The following is a 21,016-nucleotide window of genomic DNA, read 5'->3' as shown; positions in this document are numbered from 1 at the left end:
GCGACGTGGGAGCGATCCAGAAGGCGGCTAAAGGTTGGCGGCGGCAACCACCTTCACCGCATCGGCCACCGGCCCGGCCGCCGCGCCGACCGCGATCACCACCCTGATGGTCGTGCCGCGCTGACGGGCAAGCACCGCCGCATGGGCCGGCCGCTCGCCCCGTTCCGCCCGGCTCATGGCCAGCGTGAATCCGGCAAAGGTCCCGTGGCGCAGCCGGCGCGCCTGCGCGGCCACGCGGCGCGGCATGCGGCGCGCTGCAATGGCGCCCGGCACCGACCGGTTGGCGGCCGCCACCAGCGCGATGCGCCGGCGATTGCCGTCGAGCATGAGGCGGGCGAGGTCCTGCGGTTGGCGCAGGCTGCGGGCGAGCGTGCGCGCCTCGCGGCCGCGCACATCCACCACCGCCACCGCGATGCGCTGCGGGCAGCCGGGACGGTCGCACAGGCCGACCGAGACCGGCGTGACGGTATCGCGTGTGATCCACGCGCGCACGGGCACGAAGAGCCAGGGACTGTCGGAGGGTTCGCTGCCCGCGACCGGGCGCACGTCAACGCCGTCCACGGTCACCGGCAGCCAGGCACAGGAGGCGAGCAGCAGCATCGCCACCGCCGCCAGCGCCCCACGCAGGACCAGGGCGAGGCTCTCGCTCATCGCCGGCCCTGCCCCATAGCGCCGCGGTCAGCCCCGGTCCGGCCGGCGGGTGCGGGTCACTGCACCAGCACCGGGCCGGTCGGCCGCTCGTTCTCGCCCATCACGCCGAGCCGGCGGGCGACCTCGGTATAGGCCTCGATCAGGCCGCCCGTGTCCTTGGAGAACCGGTCGCGGTCCAGCTTGTCGCTCGACTTGATGTCCCAGAGCCGGCACGAATCGGGAGAGATCTCGTCGGCCACGACGATGCGCATGACGTCGTTTTCCCAGAGCCGGCCACACTCCATCCGGAAGTCGATGAGGCGGATGCCGGCGCCGAGGAACAGGCCCGACAGGAAGTCGTTGACCCGGATCGCCAGCGCGATGATGTCGTCGATCTCCTGCGGCGTCGCCCAGCCAAAGGCGGTGACGTGCTCCTCGGAGACCAGCGGATCGTTCAGCGCATCATTCTTGTAGTAGAACTCGATGATCGAGCGGGGCAGCTGCGTTCCCTCCTCGATGCCGAGGCGCTTCGACAGCGACCCCGCTGCCACGTTGCGCACCACCACCGACAGCGGAATGATCTCGACCTCGCGGATCAGTTGCTCGCGCATGTTCATCCGGCGGATGAAGTGCGTGGGCACGCCGATGTCGTTGAGCTTGGAGAAGATATATTCGGAGATCCGGTTGTTGAGCACGCCCTTGCCGTCGATCACCTCGTTCTTCTTGGCGTTGAAGGTGGTCGCGTCGTCCTTGAAGTGCTGGATCAGGGTTCCCGGTTCCGGGCCTTCGTAGAGGACCTTGGCCTTGCCTTCGTAGATGCGGCGGCGGCGGCTCATGGAGGTATACCGTGTCTTGAGGAAGTCCATCACACACCAGGGTTCCGGTCTGCCGGCTTCCCGCGGCGGGACGGGCGGATCATGCGTCGCACCGGACAGGTGAATCAGGCGCGCGCACGCCAGTGCCCGCCCCGACTTCCTATCTGATCGTTCGCGATTGCACAACGCGATCGGGGCCAATGCCGCCGGAACGGCCGCAGCGCCTTTGCTCTCGCCAAGATGGGCGGCCAGTGCCTATATGCAAGCCTGTCGGAGCCTGTCGCGAACCCTGGTTCGCACAGGCTCCCCCCGTGATCGCCGATCCGTCGACCAACGCCTGATGTGAGGAACCGAGCCGCCATGACCACCTTCGACAAGCGCCAGGAAGGCTTCGAGAAGAAGTTCGCCCATGACGAGGAACTGCGCTTCAAGGCGACTGCCCGGCGCAACAAGCTTCTCGGCATCTGGGCCGCCGAGAAGATGGGCAAGACCGCCGAGGAAACCGAAGCCTATGCCAAGGCCGTGGTTCTCTCCGATTTCGAGGCGCCCGGCGACGATGACGTGCTGCAGAAGGTGCTGAAGGACTTCGAGGCGGCCGGCGTCGCCCAGACCGAGCACCAGATCCGCCGCACCATGGACGAACTGATGGCGGTCGCCGTCGAGCAGGTGAAGACGGCCTGACCCGGCCGGACCGGGGCGTCAGGCACGAGACGGGCGGCTCCGCGCCGCCCGTCCGTGGATATCGTCATGCCGCCTGGCGCGGCATCGGTCCGACATAGCGCGACTGCGGCCGGATCAGCCGCCCCGTCTGCTCCTGTTCCAGGACATGGGCCGCCCACCCGGCCACCCGCCCGACCGCGAAGACCGGCGTGAAAGCTGCGCGCGGAAGGCCCAGCGCCTCCAGCACCAGCGCCGTGTAGAACTCGACATTGGTCTGAAGCGGCCGCGAGCGCTTGCGGGTCGCCAGCACGTCGAGCGCGGCCTGCTCCACCGCCTCGGCGAGGCGGATGCGGTTTGCCCCGCCCCGAAGGCCGGCGGCAACGGCCTTCAGCACATCGGCCCTTGGATCGCGCACCCGGTAGACGCGGTGGCCGAAGCCCATGAGCCGTTCGCCCCGATCGAGCGCAGCCGCGAGCCAGTCTGCGGCCCGGTCCGCCGAGCCGATGGCATCGAGCATGTCGAGCACAGGACCCGGCGCACCGCCATGCAGCGGACCTTTCAGCGCACAAAGCCCGGCCACCACCGACGAGACCATGCCGGCCGCCGTCGCCGCAACCACCCGCGCCGCAAAGGTGGAGGCATTCAGGCCATGGTCGACGACCGTGACCAGATAGGTGTCGAGCGCCGACACCTCGGCGGGCGTCGCCGGCCGGCCCCGGACCATGCGGAGGAAATCGGCGGCCTGCCCGAGCGCCGCATCGGGCGCGACCGGCCCCTGCCCCTGCGACCTGCGGATCGCCGCGGCCGCGAAGACCGGCATGGCGCCGGTCACCAGATGATGCCCCGGCACTGGAGAGGCGTCCGGCAGGGCGGCGAGCAGCAGCCGCAGCACCTCCACCGGCGTCAGGTCACCGGCCCCCTGCAGGACGGGCGCGACCAGCCCGAAGGCTGCAACCCGCGCCCGGCCGAGCGCGGCTGCCGTTCCCTCCCCGCTGTCCGGCGCAAAGCCGGTCCAGAGCAGCGCAGCCACCTGCTCGTAGCTCGCCCTGCCCGCCAGCGTCTCCAGATCATGCCCGCGGATGATCAGGCGCCCGGCCTCCCCATCCACATGGCTGAGGACCGTTTCGGCGGCAATGACATCGTCAAGACCCAGGCTCATGGCTGTTTCTCCTTTGCTGCCCACGATCTTGATGGCATGATTGACAACATCAATCTTGATTCAATGAATCAACCAGCGATCGGCAGGGTTGCCATGTCCCGTCCGGGGTTCCTCGATGCAAAGGCGGCGGCCGAGCGGCTCGGCGTCACCCGCGCGACGCTCTACGCCTATGTCAGCCGCGGCCTCGTGCGCGCGGCCCCGGATGACGGCGGCCCCCACCGCAGCCTCTACAGCGCCTCCGACATCGAGGCGCTGGCCGCGCGCAAGGCCCGCGGGCGCAAGCCGGAGACCATCGCGGGCGGTGCCCTCGACTTCGGCCTGCCGGTCCTGACAACCGCCATCACGTCGATCGAGGCCGGGCGGCTGGCCTATCGCGGCACGGATGCGGCGGCAATCGCCGCCTCTGCCTCGCTGGAAGAAGCCGCGCGGTTTCTCTGGGGCTGCGGCGATGCCGACCCGTTCGACCGCCCTGCCCCCAGTGTCGATCCGGCCTGGCCGGGACTGATGGAGGCGCTCGGCCACCTGTCCCTGTTCGAACGGGCGGCCGCGCTCCTGCCCCTCGTCAAGGGCTCGACGGCGCTGACCTGGCAACGCGACCCGAAACGGCTGTGGCCGGCCAGCGCCGATCTCCTGCGTGCTCTGTCAGCCATTGCCTGCGGCGCGGAGCCGACAGGCGAACCCGTCCACCGCCGGCTTGCCCGCCACTGGGGCCTTGACGAGACGGGTGCCGGTCTCGTCCGCGCGGCCCTGGTCCTGCTGGCGGACCACGAGCTCAATGCCTCTACCTTCGCGGTCCGGGTCGTCGCATCGACCGGCGCCTCGCTCGCCTCGGCCCTCTCAGCCGGGCTTGGCGCGCTGAGCGGCCCCCTGCATGGCGGCCAGACCAGTCTGGTGGAAGCCCTGTTCGAGGAGGCCGAGCGGACCGGCGACCCCGACGCCGTCGTCGAGCAGCGCCTGTGGCGCGGCGACCGCCTGCCCGGCTTCGGCCATCCGCTCTATCCGGATGGCGACCCGCGCGCGATGGCTCTGCTCGCCATGCTGCCGCCCGACCCGCGGCGCGCCGGCCTGCTCGCCGCCATGGACCGGCTCGGCAAGCTGCCCAACGTGGATTTCGCCACCGTCTCGCTGCGGCGCCACCTCGCTTTGCCGCGCGGATCGGCCCTGACGCTCTTCGCGGTCGGCAGATCGGCCGGCTGGATCGCCCATGCGCTGGAGCAGCAGGCCGACGGCCGGCTCATCCGCCCGCGCGCCCGCTACGCCGCGGGCGGACCCGATCAGCCATAGAGAAAGGCCGGATCGTCGAGGTCGATGGCCGGAAATTCCTTCCGGTCGAGCCAGTAGTCCTGGCTGTGCCGCCAGGCGGTCGTCTCGCCGGTCTTCGGCAGGCTGTCGAGGTCGCGCAGGAGATAGCCGGGGTTGAAGTTCTCCGGATCGGTCCAAGGGCCGAGCGCCATGCCCTCCCCGCCGGCCGGCAGGCGAGGCTCCACCCGTGTCACGCCCCTGGCCGCCATATGCGGCAGCAGCCGGCAGACGAAGTCGGCGACCAGATCGACCCGCAGCGTCCAGCTGGCGCGGAAATAGCCGAACACCCAGGCAAGGTTCGGCACGCCGGTGAACATCATGCCGCGATAGGTCACCGTTCTGGAGAAGTCGATCGGCACCCCGTCGCGGCTGAACGGGATGTCGCCGAGCACCGAAAGCCGGAATCCGGTGGCGGCGACCACCACATCGGCGGCGATCTCCTCGCCCGAGCCCAGCCGGATGCCGCCCGGCGTGAAGCGCTCGATGGTGTCGGTGACCACCGAGGCCTCGCCGCGCCGGATGGCATGGAACAGGTCGGCATCGGGCACGAAGGCGATGCGCTGGCGCCAGGGCCGGTAGCTCGGCGTGAAGTGCCGGTCGACGTCATAGTCGGGGCCGAGGATCGCGCGGATCGCGCCGATCAGTTCCGCCTTCGCCTTGTCCGGCTGCGCGAAGGTCATGCGCGTGAACACGTCCTGCTCGAACAGGATCTTCCGCCGCACGATCTCGTGGATCCAGGCCTCGTCGACATCGAGCTGGCGCAGCGTCTCGGCCAGCTCGATGGCGTTGCGCCCCGTTCGGAAATAGGTCGGCGAGCGCTGCAGCATGGTGACATGGGCGCAGCGCCCGGCAATGGCCGGCACCAGGGTTGCCGCCGTCGCGCCCGAACCGATCACCACCACCCGCTTGCCGTCCAGGTCGACATCGTCGGGCCAGGTCTGGGCATGGACGATGCGACCGCCGAAATCGGTCGTGCCCGGCCAGTCCGGCATGTAGCCTTCGTTGTGGCGGTAATAGCCCTGGCACATCCACAGGAAACCGGTGCGCACGGTCAGCACCTCGCCGGTCGCGAGGCGGCGAACCTGAACGGTCCACTGGCGCCGCTCCTCCGACCAGTCGGCCGATTCCACGCGATGGCCGAAGCGGATGTGGCGGTCGATGCCGGTCTCCGCGATGATCTCGGTCAGATAGGCGCCGATCTCGGCGGCCGTTGCGATCGGCGGGCCGGTCCAGGGCTTGAAGCTGTAGCCGAACGTGTGCAGGTCGCTGTCGGACCGGATGCCCGGATAGCGATGCGTGCGCCAGGTGCCGCCGAAGCCCTCCTGCGCCTCGACGATCAGGAAGGACAGGTCCGGCAACCGGTGGAGCAGGTGCCAGGCGCTGCCGATGCCGGACATGCCGGCCCCGACGATCAGCACGTCGACGACGATCTCGGCGGATTCGGTCGCCGGACCGGCGCCGCCGGTCCCGGTCTCGCTGCGGAAGGCGGCCGCGTTCATCGGCGTCATCTCCTGCGGATGGACGACCAGCATAGACCAGCCCGGCCGCAGCCCAACCCGGCGGAACGGGAGAGGCCGGCGGCGGCCCTCGCGCCGCGCATGGCCGGCATGGCCGGCTGCCCTGCGGCAGCAAGGCTTGCCCGGCCACGACCGAGGCTGGCATATCCGCGCCCCCGACCGACCGCTGCCGCTGCCCGAAGGGGCCCGCCTTGAGCCTCGAAGCCGCACCGACGACCCCGCCCGCACCGGCCGCGACCCCTGTCCGCCCCTGGCTCGGCTTTGCTGCCGGCGCCGGGGCCGCCATCATCTGGGGCATCCAGTCGGTCGTCTCCCGCCAGTCGGCCGCCGACGGCCTGACCTCGGTCGATGTCACGGTGCTGCGCTTCCTCACCGCGGCCGTGGTGCTGCTGCCCTTCGCGCTGATGCGCCTGCGGCCGTTTCCCGTGGGCAGGATCGGCTGGCGCAAGGCAATGATCCTGACCCTGTTCGGCGGAGCGCCCTTCGCTGCGGTGCTGGTCGGTGGCTCGGCCTTCGCGCCGGCCCTGCACACCGCGGTGGTGGCGCCGGGCCTGATCCCGGTCATCACCGGCGCCCTGGCCTGGCTGATCCTTGGCGAGCGGACCCCGGCCGGCCGCATGGTCGGCCTCGGCCTGATCCTGGCGGGCATCGTCGTCTTTGCCGGACCCGGCCTGTTCGGCGCCGGCACCGAGGGCGCCTGGCGCGGCGACCTGTTCTTCGCCACGGCCGCGCTGATGTGGTCGATCTTCTCGATCCTCGCCAAGCGCTGGGAGGCCAATGCGCTGGACCTCACCATCACGCTGTCGATCCTCTCCCTCGTCCTCCTGCCGCTGATGTCGCTGGCGGTGCCGCTGCGGATCGGATCGGCGGCCTTTGGCCCGCTCGCCCTGCAGGCGCTCTACCAGGGCCTGCTGGTCGGCGTCGTCTCGGTGTTCTTCTATGCCAGCGCCAACCAGATCCTGGGCGCCGCGCGGGCCACCCTGTTCCTGCCGCTGGTGCCGGCGGTAGCTGCAATCTCCGGGGCGTTGCTGATCGGCGAATGGCCGTCCGTCCCGGAAATCGCCGGCATGCTGCTGGTCATGACCGGCATGACGGTGGCGCTCAGGAGCTGATGGCCGCAAGCCGGCCCGCGCGACCTCACTGCGTCAGGCGCGAGGAGGCCACGGCGCGGGCGAACAGCGCGTTCAGCGCCTGCGCGATGCCCTGCGTCGGGCTGACCTCGAAATAGAGGCCCGGCGAGGCGCAGGTCTGCATGTTGTTGCCGATTGTCGACTGGAACGGCGAGATCCAGGTGTTGTACCAGCTGTTGGTCGGCAGCGGCAGGTAGGTGGTGTAGAGCACGGCAATCTTGATGCCGCGGTTCTTCAGGGCCTGGCAATAGCTGGCGTTGAGCGGCTCCTGGCAGCGCCCGCCCGTGGTCTTGCGGGTGCAGCCGGTCGGGTTGTAGCTGTCCGTCACCCCGTCGGAGACGAAGAACATCACCTTCTGCGGCTGGGCAGCGGCCGAGCCGTCGCCGGGGGCCGGAATCGTCAGGTTCATGGCCGACAGGATGGCATTGTTGTCGGTGCACTGGTCGTTGTTGTAGTTCGGCTTGGGGATCGACATGAGGTCGATGGCATTGGAGGCCGACCGCACCTGGCCGTAATTGGACGTCAGCGTCTGGATGGTGGTGAAGGTCGACTGCGTGCAGGACGCGCCGAACGTATAGACGGCGAAGCGGAACTGGTTCTGCACCCGCTCGGCGGAATAGGCCTGGTCCATCAGGCCCTGCACGGCCTGGCGCACCACGTCGATGCGCGTGGTGACATTCAGCTTCTTGGCCAGCTTGTAGTAATTGTTGTTCGGATTGGACAGGTCGTGGCAGGCAAAGCCGCACTTGTCGGACGTGTTGGCCACCATCGTGGCAACGTCGGCCGGCGTGGCGCCGATCCCCATGGACGGCGTGTTGTCGAGCATCAGGTAGAAGTCAATATAGGCGGGCTTCGCCGAGGTGGCCGTGGCGGTGCCGGCAATGGCGATCGACTTCACGCCGAGCAGCCCCATGAACGAGGTCGGCACCGAGGCCGCGTAGCTGACGGTCGCCGCTCGGACGAGCGCGATGTCGCGCACCTCGACATTGACCCGGCCCATGCTGACATTGCGCATGGTGCCGGCATTGGCGTTGAAGCTGGAGGCGGCCGACAGCTTGGCGATCGCCTCCGTGGGCAGGACGCTTGAACTCTTCACGCCGGCCAGTGCGGCGAGGTCAGCTGCCGCGTCGAGCCGGGTCTTCACCTTGCTGGCGAACGTGTAGTCGATCGCGGCCCCGACGCAGGCGGCCGTCGGCACGAAGGCCATGGCGAAGAACACGGCGATGGTGCCGCGCCGGTCGTGGCGAAACCGCCCGGTCAGGCGGGCGAGCCGGGAGGCGAGCGACGAGAGGGTCAGGCGAGCGTCCAAAGCGGCATTCCATGCGGGTGTGGGTGTCACACTCGCGGGGCCGCCTGAACGGGACGTAAAGACCGGACCTCACCGGCGGGGATTCAGCCCCGGACGGTCTTTGGCTACCTGTCCATGGCCCGACATGGTCAATGCCGGCTTAGCAACGGCCGCCGTCAGCCCGCCGGCAGGCCCGCGGCGATGGTTGCAAGCGCAGCCTCCACGTCCTGCGCCACCACCCCCGCCTCCAGCCGCACGACCCGGTATCCGCGCTCCTCGAACCAGGCGAGACGCTCCGCGCGCAGGCCGGCGGCGGCCTCGTCCTCGCCCGGCGGGGCGAAGTCGACCACCACCCGCGTCGGGAACGACACCATGTCGGCGACATGCGGGCCGATCGGCACGGCACGCTTGAAGCCGAGGCCGGCAAAGCGCCGGTCGCGCACCAGCCGTTTCCACACGGTCATTTCCGCCTCGGTGGGGTTGCGGCGCAGCAGGCGGGCAAAGCCGCGCACCGGCGCCGTGCCGCCATCGACGGCCGTCGTCTCGGCCAGGAAGGCGCGCAGCACCTTGGCCCCTTCCGGCCCCATGGCGGCACTGCGGGACGGGCCGGCCGAGCCCTCGACGATGGCCACGATGGCGCCGTGCAGGGTGGCAAGGTCCTGCCGCGAGGGGTCCATGCGCTGGATGATGTTCCGCAGGTTGACGATCATGCTGTCGCGTTTTTCCGCCGGCCGGAAGAACTCGACCTTGTCGAGCTCGCGCTCCAGCATGGCGAAGAAGGCGGCCAGCTGCGCCCGGTTCGCCCGTGCCGAGCGCTCCATGGCCTGGAACGGCAGCGGCGCGCCATGGACCTGCGAGAACCATTCATAGCCGAGCACCAGCACGGCCTGGGCAAGGTTCAGCGAGGAGAAGTCCGGGTTCACCGGATAGGTCAGGATGGCGCTGGCAAGCGACACCTCCTCGGTCAGCAGCCCGTTGCGCTCGCGCCCGAAGATGACACCGACCGTCTCGCCGGCGGCCGTGCGCTCCGCCATGGCGGCCACCGCCTCCCGCGGCCCCGCCACCGGCTTGATCTGGTCATGCGCGCGGGCCGTTGCGGCATAGGTCAGCGTCAGGTCGGCGATCGCCTCCTCGAGCGTCGCGAAGAGCTGAGCCTCCTCCAGGATGCGGTTGGCGCCGGAGGCCGCCGGAAAGGCCTTCGGGTTCGGCCAGCCGTCGCGCGGGGCCACCAGCCTGAGGCCCGACAGGCCGAAATTGGCCATGGCGCGCGCGGTCGTGCCGATGTTCTCCGCCATCTGGGGCTGGACCAGGATGACGGCAGGGCTGCCATGCGCACGGGCGAGGCGGGTGATGTCGATACCGGGCATCGAGGCTCTGTCGGGGTTTGCGGGGCGGCACCTCTAGCGGCAAATGACCTTCGAGGGAATTGGCACCGCGCCGGGCCGCGCCCATGATGGCGCCCCGCCCCGCCAGAGGGCGGAGCGGAGGAATGCGCATGCGCCTGCCCGTCTTCTATGGCTGGGTCATCGTGGCGGTGACCTTCGTCACCATGGGCATCGGGGTGAATGCCCGCACCTCCTTCTCGCTGCTCTATGCGCCGATCATCGACGAGTTCGGCTGGGACCGCGGCGTCACGGCCGGCGCTTTCTCTTTCGGCTTCCTCGTCTCGGCGCTGTTCTCACCGCTGATCGGCCGGCTGATGGACCGCACCGGCCCCCGCGCGGTCATGGAGATCGGCGTCCTGCTGATGGGCGCGGGCCTGCTGATCGCCCCGCTCACCAGCCAGCCCTGGCACCTCTACCTGACCATCGGCGTGCTGGTCGGCTCAGGGTCCGTGTGCCTCGGCTATTCCGGCCAGTCGCTGTTCCTGCCCAACTGGTTCGTGCGCAACCGGGGCCTTGCCATCGGCATCGCCTTTTCCGGCGTCGGCCTCGGCTCGATCACCCTGCTGCCATGGGTCCAGCACCTGATCGACACGGCCGGCTGGCGGCAGGCGAGCTTCTCCATGGGCATCATCGTGCTGGTGGTGCTGGGGCCGCTCAACCTGCTGCTGCGCAAGCGTCCGGAGGACATGGGCCTCCTCCCCGACGGCGCGGCCGCGCCCGCCGTCAATGCCGCCCCGCCGCCGACCAATGTCGTCGATGCCGCCTGGGCCGCCACCGACTGGACGCTGGCGCGCGCGCTCGCCACGGCCCGGTTCTGGTGGCTGGCGCTGGGTTATTTCTGTGGCCTCTATGTCTGGTACGCCGTGCAAGTCCACCAGACCAAATATCTCGTCGAGATCGGCATCACGCCGATCGCCGCCGCCTGGGCGCTCGGCTTCGTCAGCCTGCTCGGCGTGCCCGGCGGCATCGTGCTCGGCGCGCTGTCCGACCGGATCGGCCGCGAATCGGTCTGGGCCGCGTCGGTCTCCGGCTTCGCCCTGTGCTTCGTCGCGCTGATCGCACTGAAGGCAAACCCAAGCCTCTGGCTGGTCTATGTCATGGTCGCCGTGCAGGGCTTCCTCGGCTACGGCCTCACCGCGATCATGGGCGCGGTGGTCTCGGAGATCTTCCAGGGCCGGCATTTCGGTACGATCTTCGGCACGCTCATGTTCGTGGCGCTGTCGGGCGGTGCGGCCGGGCCCTATGTCACCGGCCTGATCCACGACCTGACGGGCAGCTACACGCTCGCCTTCCAGATCGGCTTCGTCGTCGCCCTGGTCTCGGCAGCCGCCATCTGGATGGCCGCGCCCGGCAAGGTGCGGGCCGTGTCCGGGCGGATGAAGCCAGCCTAGCGACTGATGACCGGCCGCCGGGTCGGCTGCGGCGGGCTGAACAGATAGACCGCAAGGCTCGCGATCAGGCCGATCGCCAGCGCGCCGTGCATGCGGGCGAAGGTCGCCGCCGCATCGAGGCCCTCGGCACGGCCCTGGTCGATCAGCCAGCCGGACCCTGCCTGGATCGCCGCCGCCCCGGCGATGAAGATAAAGTTCATCAGCGTGATGCCCCGCCCGACCAGTTCGTCGGGAAAGAACGGCCGCAGATGCGCCATCAGGATCGTGTAGCTGAAACCGCAGAAGCCGATGGCGGTGAAGGCGAGCGCCGCCCACAGGGCCGGCTGCGTTCCAGTCAGCGCCAGCACCCCGAGAATGGTCGCAACCGCCAGGTTGCCCAGCAGGGTGAGCGTCTTGGCCAGGCCCCAGCGGCTCTCCACCCATCCGAACAGGAAGGCGCTGGCGGCCATGGCAAGCGCCATCGCCATGGCGACATGACCCTGTGCCGCCCGGTCGAGGCCGATGACCTGTTCCAGATAGGGCGCGACCCACAGGCCGCGCACCGTCACCGCCACCGCATAGCTGACGAAGACGACCGGAACGAACAGCCAGAAGACGCGCGTGCCGACGATCGTTCCAAGCCCCGCGAACAGGCTGCCCCCGCCGGGCTGGGCCAGCCGTGGCGGGTCGCGCAGGAACAGTGCGGCCATCGCCAGCGCCGCCAGATAGAGCCCGGCAATCGCCATCATCGCCGCCCGCCAGCCGAAATGGTCGGCCGCCAGCGCCAGCGGCGTGGTGCCGACAAGGTTGCCGATCGAGCCGAAGCCGATCAGCAGAGAGGCGAGGAAGCCGAAGCGGCGCGGGGGATGGCTGCGGGCGAACACATAGAGCGCGCCCATATACATCGGCGAGCAGCCGACCCCGATCAGCCCCATGGCGATGGCGCCGATCCGGGCATCCGGGGCAAACGGGAACAGGCAGGCGCCGATCCCGCCCACGACCATCAGCGGCAGCACCGTGCGCCGCGGCCCGTAGACGTCGAGCGCCCAGCCGACGGGGAACTGCATCAGCGCGAAGACGATGAACCAGGCCGAGCTCATCGCGGCAAGCTCGGTCGCGCCGATGCCCATGTCGGCCATCATCGGGCTCGCCAGCACGCTGAGGAACGAGCGGAAGAAGATCGAGATGATGTAGGCGAGCAGGAGGGCGAGGAAGGTCTGCATGGCAGGGGGCTGGCACCGGGACCGGGGGATTCGGCCGGGCACCGGGCATAGACCATCGCGGCGCCGGCGGGGAGCCGCGCCCGGCACGGGGCAGCTTCCCGTCCGCAATTCGGCGCGTCTTCGCCTTTCTTCGCCCTTACCCCCCGGCGCCTCCTCTGCTATGAGGCCCGCGCCAGCTGCGGTGGCACCGGGCGTCCAGGGGCGCGCGGCCGGACGCTCCGCAACCCGGTCCTCCACCGATCCAGCGCACCCAAGGCCGTTCCATGTCGAAGATCAAGGTCACGGGCACCGTCGTCGAACTCGACGGCGATGAGATGACCCGCATCATCTGGGATCTGATCAAGAAGAAGCTGATCCATCCCTATCTGGACGTGAACCTGGAATATTACGATCTCGGCGTGGAGCATCGCGACGCGACCGGTGACCAGGTCACCATCGATGCCGCCAATGCCATCAAGAAGCATGGCGTGGGCGTCAAATGCGCCACCATCACGCCGGACGAGCAGCGCGTCGAGGAGTTCAAGCTGAAGGAGATGTGGAAGTCGCCGAATGGCACGATCCGCAACATCCTCGGCGGCGTCATCTTCCGCGAGCCGATCATCTGCAAGAACGTGCCGCGCCTCGTCCCCGGCTGGACCCAGCCGATCGTCGTCGGCCGCCATGCCTTCGGCGACCAGTATCGCGCCACCGATTTCAAGTTCCCCACCGCCGGCACGCTGACCATCAAGTTCGTCGGCGACGACGGCAAGGTCATCGAGCGCGAGGTGTTCAAGGCCCCCGGCTCCGGCGTGGCTCTGGCCATGTACAATCTCGACGAGTCCATCAAGGACTTCGCGCGGGCCTCCCTGAATTACGGCCTCGCCCGCAATTTCCCGGTCTATCTGTCGACCAAGAACACGATCCTCAAGCAGTATGACGGCCGCTTCAAGGACATCTTCCAGTCGATCTTCGACGCCGAGTTCAAGGCCGAGTTCGACAAGCGCGGCCTGACCTATGAGCACCGCCTGATCGACGACATGGTCGCGGCGGCGCTGAAGTGGTCGGGCGGCTATGTCTGGGCCTGCAAGAACTATGACGGCGACGTGCAGTCCGACATCGTGGCCCAGGGCTTCGGCTCGCTGGGTCTCATGACCTCGGTCCTGCTCACCCCCGACGGCAAGACGGTGGAGGCCGAGGCCGCCCACGGCACGGTGACCCGCCACTACCGCGAGCACCAGAAGGGCAAGGAGACCTCGACCAACTCCATCGCCTCGATCTTTGCCTGGACGCGCGGTCTCGCCCACCGCGCCAAGCTCGACGACAACGCCCAGCTCAAGCGCTTCGCCGACGAACTCGAGAAGGTCTGCGTCGACACGGTGGAAGCCGGCGAGATGACCAAGGACCTCGCCCTGCTGGTCGGCGCCGACCAGAAGTGGCTGTCAACCACCGGCTTCCTCGACAAGGTCTCCGACAACCTGTCGGTCGCCATGGGCAAGTGGAACTGACGGTTCGGCCGGGCCGCGGGGTCCGCTGCTGACAGGCTTTCGGGCCGGCCGGCGTCATGCTGGCCGGCCCTTTTCCGTGCCCCCGCACGTTCCCCCTGAGCCCACCATGCCCGGCCAGCCGCCGCCCTCGCACGTCGCCCTGCTCTATTCGGTCGTGCTCGGCCACGGCCGCCGGGTGCTGATGGACGACCTGAAGGACATCGCTCGCGGGCTCGGCCTTGGCGCACCGCAGACGCTGGTGGCCAGCGGCAACCTCCTGTTCGAGGCGCCGGCGCAAACACCCGTCGCCATGCTGGAGCGGCAGCTGGAGGAGGCGGTGGCGACCCGCCTCGGCCGGCGCATCGACATCATCGTCAAGGCGGCGGCCACGTTCCGGGACGTGGCCGCGGCCAATCCCTTTCGTGCCGAGGCCGAGGCGGCGCCGGCAAGCGTCCATGTCCGGGTGATGCGCGAGCCGATGACGGCGGCGATGGTCGAGGCGCTGCGCCCCTGGCTGTCGCCGTCCGAGCGGATCGTGCTGGCGGACGGCCACCTGTGGATGCACCTGCCGGAGGGCGCCGGCATCTCGAAAGTGCCGGGCCGCCTCACCCCCCGGCACATGGGAGTGGGAACGGCGCGCAACTGGAACACGGTGCGTCGGCTCGAGGCGATGCTCACGCCCGAAGGCGCCTGAGCGGCAGGCGCAGAGATGTCATGGAGGGGCGCCCGTCAACGCGGGTCCCGAATGCGGGTTTCAGGCCAGCAGGTCGAACAGGGCGCCGAGGCCGCCGGCATCCTCGGCCAGCGCCGCCGTGGTGCGCTCGTCGGCCTTGGAGGGTGTCTCCTTCGCCCAGGCCGCACGCGCCATGGACACCGTCAGTGAGGATTCCAGCCCCTCGTTGGTGGCCGCGAACAGGCCGTCATGCGAGGAAGTATCGACACCGAAGATGGCCAGCGACGCATTGGTCGAGGCATCGACGCCCCAGAGCTGGTTGCTCATGTCGGAGGCCTGCGCCAGCGCCCGCGCATTGCCGTAGCCGCGCTGGGTCCGCATGGACTGCGACATGTCGAAGAAGCTCGGCGCCGATCCGATACTGGATACCATCCGGAAATCCTTTCCTTGAGCCGCATTCTGCCCCCGGGAGGCTTAACGGAAGGTTGCCGGCGCCGGGCCCATCAGCCGCGCTGATGGGCGCGATGAGCAATCCGCGCTTTGCACTGGCGGCCCCCGGCGCCAGACTGGCCGCGAGGAGCCTGCCATGACAGCCACGACCCGTCCGTTGACCCCCGCCGATCGCGCCCAGTGGGAGCCGCTCTGGCGCGGCTACCAGGCCTTCTACAAGACCGAGATTCCGGCAGCGACCAGCGAGGTCACCTGGGCGCGCTTCCATGATCCCGCCGAGCCCATGTGGGCCTTTGGTGCCTTCCAGGGCGACCGGATGGTCGGCATCGTCCACATAATCCTGCACCGCTCGTGCTGGACGGTCGGCGACTATTGCTACCTCCAGGACCTCTATGTGGACGAGACCCTGCGCGGAACCGGCGCCGGCCGGGCGCTGATCGAGCGGGTCTACGAGGAGGCAAAGGCCCGCGGTGCCAGCCGCGTCCACTGGCTGACGCACGAGTCCAACGACCACGCCATGCTGCTCTACGACCGGATCGCCGACCATTCCGGCTTCATCCAGTACCGCAAGCTGTTCTGACCCCTCAGGCGCCGGAGGCCTCGCCCGCCGCCGCCTGGTCGGCCTGCCACTGGCGCGCCGCCTCCTCGACCACGGCCGCAATCGCCGGGTTGCGGGTCATCAGGAGGTGCAGGTCCTCCGCGTCGAGGAGCAGCAGTTTCACACGCTCGCGCGCACGGACGGTGGCATTGCGCGGCTGCCTGTCCAAGAGCGCCTGGTCGCCGTACCAGCCCCCGGCACCGAGTGTCATGTGCCGGTCGGCAAACTCGACCGCCAGCTCCCCTTCCGCCACCACCACCATGGAATCGGCCGGCTCGCCCGCCCGGCAGATGACGGCGCCCGGCTCGTAGGTCTCGCTGCGCACCGCCTTCATCAGTTCGGCGACCGCGGACGGCTCGAGCCGCGCGAACAGCGGCACCGCGGCCATCATGCTCCAGGTGACGACGAAATCGCGTCGCTGGATATGCTGGGCGAAGGCGGTCGCGATGATGCCGACCGGCAGCGCCAGCATCACGATGCCGAGGATGGCCGCCATGCCGGCGAGCAGCTTGCCGAGCGGCGTGACGGGATAGACATCGCCATAGCCGACCGTGGTCAGCGTGATGACCGCCCACCACATGGCATCGGGGATGGTGGCGAACTTGTCGGGCTGGGCCTGCTGTTCCGCCAGATGCATGGCCGCGGCGACCATGACGAGCGCCCCGAGGAAGATGATCAACGAGGCCCCGAGCGCACGGCGCTCCGACCAGATCGCCTCGATCAGGCTGGAGAAGCCCGGCGAATAGCGCGCCAGCTTGAAGAAGCGGAACAGCCTCAGGATCACGACGAAACGCAGGTCGACGCTCAGCAGCAACCCGGCATAGAAGGGCAGTATCGTCAGCAGGTCGATGAGCATGCCCGGCGTCAGCGCGGTCTTCAGCCGCGCCCGCCAGGGCTTCAGGCCGGCCAGCGGCGGGTGCTCGACAGACGACCAGAGCCGTGCCGCATATTCGACCGTGAACACGGCCACCGACAGATATTCGAGCCAGCGGAACGGCGTCGCATAGGGCTCGCCGATCCAGGGCACGGATTCCAGGATCACCGCGATGACATTGGCCAGGATCAGCCCGACCACCACGCCATGCACGGCCGCGCCGGCCCCCGATCCCCCAAGGCCCTTGTCCAGCACCCGGTAGGTCTGCTGGCGCAGCGGCATGTCGGTCATTTCAGCATGTCAGTCATCGCGGCCCGGCCCTCACGCCTCTCCAAACCTACGGGAGACTGCCAAGGGCCGCACCGCCGGGTCAAATCGCCGGTTGCAGGGCCCGTCAGGCGGCGGCCAGCGCCGCCTCGATGGCCGCGAGTGCAGCATCCGCGCGCGCGCCGTCCGGCCCGCCGGCCTGGGCCATGTCGGGGCGTCCCCCGCCGCCCTTTCCGCCCAGCGCCTCGGACCCGAGACGGACGAGATCGACGGCGTTCAGCCGGTCGGTGAGGTCGGGCGTCACGCCCACCACGATGCCGGCCTTGCCATCCTCGGACACGCCGACAATGGCGACGACACCCGAGCCGACCTGCGCCTTGCCGGCATCGGCGAGGCCCTTGAGGTCGCGCATGTCGATGCCGGTGACCGAGCGGGCGAGCAGGCGCACCGAGCCGACGGTGCGCACCGGATCGGCGCCCGCAGGCCCAACCCCCATGGCGAGCTTCTTCTTCGCCTCGACGAGTTCGCGCTCCAGCCGGCGGCGGTCCTCGACGAGGGCCTCGACGCGCGCCTCGACATCGGCAACGGATGTCTTGACGAGGCCGGCGACCGCCTCCAGCCGGCGGGCCTGAGCCGCCAGGTGCCGGCGCGCGGCATCGCCGGTCATGGCCTCGAGGCGTCGAACGCCCGCCGCCACCGCGCCTTCACCGACGACGGTGACGAGACCGATATCGCCCGTGCGGGCAACATGCGTGCCGCCGCACAGTTCCACCGACCAGCCCGAGGCCGTCGAGCCCTCCGGCGCCGGCCCCATGGAAACGACACGCACCTCGTCGCCATATTTCTCGCCGAACAGCGCCCTCGCCCCCGATGCGATGGCATCGTCCTGCCCCATCAGGCGGGTGACCACCGGCGTATTGGCGAGCAGCACCCGGTTGGCAAGATCCTCGACCTCCGCCAGTTCGGCATCCGCGATCGGCTTGGGATGGGAGAAGTCGAAGCGCAGCCGGTCGGGCGCAACCAGCGACCCCTTCTGCGCCACGTGATCGCCGAGCACCTGGCGCAGCGCCTCGTGCAGCAGATGGGTCGCCGAATGGTTGGCGCGGATGGCCGCGCGGCGCACCGGGTCGACATCGAGTTGGACCGCCTGGCCAACGGCCAGCCGCCCCTCCCCGACCGTCACCGCATGGACCAGCAGGTCGCCGAGTTTCTTCTGCGTATCGGTGACGGCTGCCGTCACACCCTCGCCCGACAGGATGCCCCGGTCGCCCTGCTGGCCGCCGGATTCCCCGTAGAAGGGCGACTGGTTGACCACCACAAGGCCGCTCTCTCCGGCGCCGAGCGCGCCGACTTCGGCGCCGTCCTTCAGCAGGGCGAGCACCTGGGCCTCGGCCGTTCCGGTGTCGTAGCCGAGGAACTCGGTCGCGCCCGTCTTCTCGCGCACGGCGAACCAGACCGTGTCGGTCGCCGCCTCGCCGGACCCCGCCCAGGCCGCGCGCGCCTTCTCCTTCTGCCGCGCCATGGCGGCGTCGAAGGCACCGGTATCCACCGCGATCCCGCGCGGACGCAGCGCATCCTGGATCAGGTCGAGGGGAAAGCCGAATGTGTCGTAGAGCGTGAAGGCCGTCTCGCCGGAGAAGGTCGCGCCACCGGTCAGCGACCGCGATTCCTCGTCGAGAATGGCAAGGCCGCGCTCCAGGGTCTTGCGGAAGCGCGTCTCCTCGAGGCGGAACGTCTCGGTGATCATCGCCTCGGCCCGAACGAGTTCGGGATAGGCCTGGCCCATCTCGCGCACGAGCACCGGCACCAGCTTGTGCATCAGCGGCTCCTTGGCACCGATCAGCGAGGCATGGCGCATGGCGCGGCGCATGATGCGGCGCAGGACATAACCGCGACCCTCGTTGGAGGGCAGCACGCCGTCCGCAACCAGGAAGGAGGAGGCCCGCAGGTGATCGGCGATCACCCGATGGGAGACCTTGTGCGGGCCGTCGGGCTCGACGCCGGTCTCGACCGCGCTCGCCCCGATCAGCGCGCGCATCAGGTCGATCTCGTAATTGTCGTGGGTGCCCTGCAGGACCGCGGAGATGCGCTCCAGCCCCATCCCCGTGTCGATCGACGGCCGCGGCAGGTCGGTGCGGATGCCCCCGGCCTGTTCCTCGTACTGCATGAAGACGAGGTTCCAGATCTCGATGAACCGGTCGCCGTCGGCATCGGCGGATCCGGGCGGACCGCCGGGAATGCTCTCCCCGTGATCGTAGAAGATTTCCGAGCAGGGACCGCAGGGCCCGGTATCGCCCATGCGCCAGAAATTGTCGGAGGTCGGGATGCGGATGATCCGCGATTCCGGCAGTCCGGCGATCTTGCGCCACAGTGCGAAGGCCTCGTCGTCCTCGGAATAGACGGTGACGATCAGCCGCGAGACCGGCAGCTCGTATTCCTTCGTGATGAGGGTCCAGGCCAGTTCGATCGCGCGGTCCTTGAAATAGTCGCCGAACGAGAAATTGCCGAGCATCTCGAAGAAGGTGTGGTGACGCGCGGTATAGCCGACATTGTCGAGGTCATTGTGCTTGCCACCGGCACGAACGCATTTCTGAGCCGTGGTGGCACGCGAATAGGGCCGCTTCTCGATGCCGGTGAAGACGTTCTTGAACTGCACCATGCCCGAATTGGCGAACATCAGCGTCGGATCGTTGCGCGGCACGAGCGGCGAGGACTCGACCACGGCATGGTCGTTCCGGGCAAAGAAATCGAGAAAGGTCTTGCGGATCTGGTTGACGCCGGTCATGGCCCGAACTGAGGTTGCGGCGCAGGATCGGGTAACGGCCTGCGCCTGAGAGCTGGTCGGCGGTTGTTCTAGCCCATTTTTCGCCCGAGGAAACCGGATTCACCGGCAGTTCTGCCGATGCACGAACGGCCGGCCCCGGTCATGGAAAAGGGCCGGGCTTCTGACCCGGCCCCGATAGGGCGCCCGCCCGGCCAGTGCGGCCTCAGTCCGGGCTGTCCGCATCGCCGTCAGGCTCGACCTCGCCGAGAATCTTCTCGGCGATCAGGCCGGCATTCTGCCGGATGGCCGCCTCGATCTTGGCAGCCATGTCGGGGTTCTGCTTGAGGAAGGTCTTGGCGTTCTCGCGGCCCTGGCCGACACGCTGCGAGTCATAGGAGAACCAGGCCCCCGACTTCTCCACAACGCCGGCCTTGACGCCGAGGTCGATGAGTTCGCCCACCTTCGAGACGCCCTCGCCATACATGATGTCGAACTCCACCTGTTTGAACGGCGGGGCGAGCTTGTTCTTGACCACCTTCACGCGGGTCTGGTTGCCGACCACCTCGTCGCGGTCCTTGATCGCACCGATCCGGCGGATGTCGAGGCGCATGGACGCATAGAACTTCAGCGCATTGCCGCCCGTCGTCACCTCGGGCGAGCCATACATGACACCGATCTTCATGCGGATCTGGTTGATGAAGATCACCATCGTCTTCGACTTGGAGATCGAGGCGGTCAGCTTGCGCAGCGCCTGGCTCATCAGACGCGCCTGCATGCCGGGCTGGTTGTCGCCCATCTCGCCCTCGAGCTCGGCGCGCGGGGTCAATGCCGCCACCGAATCGACCACCACCACGTCGATGGCGCCCGACCGCACCAGCGTGTCGCAGATTTCCAGCGCCTGCTCGCCGGCATCGGGCTGCGAGATGAGCAGGTCGTCGAGATTGACCCCGAGCTTGCGCGCATAGACCGGATCGAGCGCGTGCTCGGCATCGATGAAGGCGCAGACCCCGCCGCCCTTCTGCGCCTCGGCGATGGTGTGCAGCGCCAGCGTCGTCTTGCCCGACGATTCCGGTCCGTAGATCTCCACGACCCGGCCGCGCGGCATGCCGCCGATGCCCAGCGCGATGTCGAGCCCCAGCGACCCCGTCGAGATGGCTTCGATCTCGATCAGCTTCTCGTTCTTGCCGAGCCGCATGATGGAGCCCTTGCCGAAGGCGCGCTCGATCTGGGAGAGAGCGGCGTCCAGCGCCTTGGTCTTGTCCATGGATGAACCTTCGACGAGTCGCAGTGCGGCCTGACTCATGGCTGAGCCTCCTCAAGGCTGGCAAGGGCTTCCGCCCCATTCGGGGGATAAATCGACTGTACATGGTTTGTTCTTTTTCGCAAGTTCTTTTTTTGTTCCGCCCGGGGTATTGCGACGGGAGGCCAGACGGGCCGCTTTTGACCAG

General features: G+C 68.9%; 18 protein-coding genes. 7 read left to right on the top strand and 11 right to left on the bottom strand.

Translation table 11 applies throughout. The annotated features are described in order from the left end of the window. Positions 1 to 27: 27 nt before the first annotated feature. Positions 28 to 651 carry a hypothetical protein gene (locus ACTIFS_RS20445; protein WP_439575973.1) on the bottom strand — a complete coding sequence of 208 codons (624 nt, stop codon included), beginning with the start codon at positions 649 to 651 and terminating at the stop codon, positions 28 to 30. Between the two features lie 56 nt (positions 652 to 707). Further along, positions 708 to 1,496, bottom strand: coding sequence for a phosphoribosylaminoimidazolesuccinocarboxamide synthase (gene purC / locus ACTIFS_RS20440; RefSeq protein WP_439575972.1), 789 nt, complete (start codon positions 1,494 to 1,496; stop codon positions 708 to 710). Between the two features lie 309 nt (positions 1,497 to 1,805). Here purC and ACTIFS_RS20435 point away from each other — a divergent pair, with 309 nt between their 5' ends. Next, on the top strand, positions 1,806 to 2,126 hold the full coding sequence (locus tag ACTIFS_RS20435) for a DUF1476 domain-containing protein (RefSeq protein WP_439575971.1): 321 nt from the start codon (positions 1,806 to 1,808) through the stop codon (positions 2,124 to 2,126). A 64-nt stretch (positions 2,127 to 2,190) separates the two neighbouring features. On the opposite strand, the gene ACTIFS_RS20430 is transcribed toward ACTIFS_RS20435, so the two are convergent. Beyond that, positions 2,191 to 3,264 (bottom strand): citrate synthase, encoded by a 1,074-nt coding sequence (locus ACTIFS_RS20430; RefSeq protein WP_439575970.1) that lies wholly within the window; start codon positions 3,262 to 3,264, stop codon positions 2,191 to 2,193. 93 nt (positions 3,265 to 3,357) lie between these two features. Here ACTIFS_RS20430 and ACTIFS_RS20425 point away from each other — a divergent pair, with 93 nt between their 5' ends. Then, positions 3,358 to 4,548: a citrate/2-methylcitrate synthase gene (locus ACTIFS_RS20425; protein ID WP_439575969.1), complete on the top strand. Its 1,191-nt coding sequence runs from the start codon at positions 3,358 to 3,360 to the stop codon at positions 4,546 to 4,548. Here ACTIFS_RS20425 and ACTIFS_RS20420 read toward each other — a convergent pair. Next, positions 4,539 to 6,065, bottom strand: a complete 1,527-nt coding sequence (locus tag ACTIFS_RS20420; RefSeq protein WP_439575968.1) for a flavin-containing monooxygenase — start codon at positions 6,063 to 6,065, stop codon at positions 4,539 to 4,541. The genes ACTIFS_RS20425 and ACTIFS_RS20420 overlap by 10 nt on opposite strands. A gap of 209 nt (positions 6,066 to 6,274) precedes the next feature. Between ACTIFS_RS20420 and ACTIFS_RS20415 the strand changes: the two genes are divergently transcribed. Next, positions 6,275 to 7,195, top strand: coding sequence for a DMT family transporter (locus ACTIFS_RS20415; RefSeq protein WP_439575967.1), 921 nt, complete (start codon positions 6,275 to 6,277; stop codon positions 7,193 to 7,195). A 25-nt stretch (positions 7,196 to 7,220) separates the two neighbouring features. On the opposite strand, the gene ACTIFS_RS20410 is transcribed toward ACTIFS_RS20415, so the two are convergent. Both ACTIFS_RS20410 and ACTIFS_RS20405 read right to left on the bottom strand, forming a co-directional pair. Further along, complete coding sequence (locus ACTIFS_RS20410; protein WP_439575966.1) at positions 7,221 to 8,522, bottom strand: TadE/TadG family type IV pilus assembly protein; 1,302 nt, start codon at positions 8,520 to 8,522, stop codon at positions 7,221 to 7,223. 155 nt (positions 8,523 to 8,677) lie between these two features. After that, positions 8,678 to 9,868, bottom strand: coding sequence for a TrmH family RNA methyltransferase (locus ACTIFS_RS20405; RefSeq protein WP_439575965.1), 1,191 nt, complete (start codon positions 9,866 to 9,868; stop codon positions 8,678 to 8,680). Positions 9,869 to 9,996: 128 nt separating this feature from the next. Between ACTIFS_RS20405 and ACTIFS_RS20400 the strand changes: the two genes are divergently transcribed. Next, positions 9,997 to 11,277, top strand: a complete 1,281-nt coding sequence (locus ACTIFS_RS20400) for an MFS transporter (RefSeq protein ID WP_439575964.1) — start codon at positions 9,997 to 9,999, stop codon at positions 11,275 to 11,277. Here ACTIFS_RS20400 and ACTIFS_RS20395 read toward each other — a convergent pair. Further along, entirely contained in the window at positions 11,274 to 12,479 is a 1,206-nt protein-coding gene (locus tag ACTIFS_RS20395; RefSeq protein ID WP_439575963.1) for an MFS transporter, read from the bottom strand. The two genes, ACTIFS_RS20400 and ACTIFS_RS20395, sit on opposite strands and share 4 nt — an antisense overlap. A 263-nt stretch (positions 12,480 to 12,742) precedes the next feature. On the opposite strand from ACTIFS_RS20395, the gene ACTIFS_RS20390 reads away from it, so the two are divergent. Then, the gene (locus ACTIFS_RS20390) at positions 12,743 to 13,963 is read left to right on the top strand and encodes an NADP-dependent isocitrate dehydrogenase (RefSeq protein WP_439575962.1); all 1,221 of its coding nucleotides are present in this window, start codon (positions 12,743 to 12,745) and stop codon (positions 13,961 to 13,963) included. Between the two features lie 106 nt (positions 13,964 to 14,069). After that, positions 14,070 to 14,636, top strand: a complete 567-nt coding sequence (locus ACTIFS_RS20385) for a DUF1697 domain-containing protein (RefSeq protein WP_439575961.1) — start codon at positions 14,070 to 14,072, stop codon at positions 14,634 to 14,636. Positions 14,637 to 14,696: 60 nt separating this feature from the next. Here ACTIFS_RS20385 and ACTIFS_RS20380 read toward each other — a convergent pair whose 3' ends face one another. Then, complete coding sequence (locus tag ACTIFS_RS20380) at positions 14,697 to 15,047, bottom strand: hypothetical protein (protein WP_439575960.1); 351 nt, start codon at positions 15,045 to 15,047, stop codon at positions 14,697 to 14,699. A 154-nt stretch (positions 15,048 to 15,201) separates the two neighbouring features. On the opposite strand from ACTIFS_RS20380, the gene ACTIFS_RS20375 reads away from it, so the two are divergent. After that, positions 15,202 to 15,645 (top strand): GNAT family N-acetyltransferase, encoded by a 444-nt coding sequence (locus ACTIFS_RS20375; RefSeq protein WP_439575959.1) that lies wholly within the window; start codon positions 15,202 to 15,204, stop codon positions 15,643 to 15,645. A gap of 4 nt (positions 15,646 to 15,649) precedes the next feature. On the opposite strand, the gene ACTIFS_RS20370 is transcribed toward ACTIFS_RS20375, so the two are convergent. The 3 genes from ACTIFS_RS20370 to recA form a co-directional block, all read right to left on the bottom strand. Next, positions 15,650 to 16,828, bottom strand: a complete 1,179-nt coding sequence (locus ACTIFS_RS20370) for a cyclic nucleotide-gated ion channel (RefSeq protein WP_439575958.1) — start codon at positions 16,826 to 16,828, stop codon at positions 15,650 to 15,652. Between the two features lie 103 nt (positions 16,829 to 16,931). Then, positions 16,932 to 19,589: an alanine--tRNA ligase gene (gene alaS / locus ACTIFS_RS20365; RefSeq protein WP_439575957.1), complete on the bottom strand. Its 2,658-nt coding sequence runs from the start codon at positions 19,587 to 19,589 to the stop codon at positions 16,932 to 16,934. A gap of 202 nt (positions 19,590 to 19,791) precedes the next feature. Next, positions 19,792 to 20,871 (bottom strand): recombinase RecA, encoded by a 1,080-nt coding sequence (gene recA / locus ACTIFS_RS20360; RefSeq protein ID WP_439575956.1) that lies wholly within the window; start codon positions 20,869 to 20,871, stop codon positions 19,792 to 19,794. Positions 20,872 to 21,016: the final 145 nt, after the last annotated feature.

This window comes from Phreatobacter sp. (assembly GCF_051860605.1).
Lineage (GTDB): Bacteria > Pseudomonadota > Alphaproteobacteria > Rhizobiales > Phreatobacteraceae > Phreatobacter.
The sequence above is the reverse complement of the archived record's forward strand: the minus strand, read 5'-3'. Positions and strand labels throughout refer to the sequence as shown.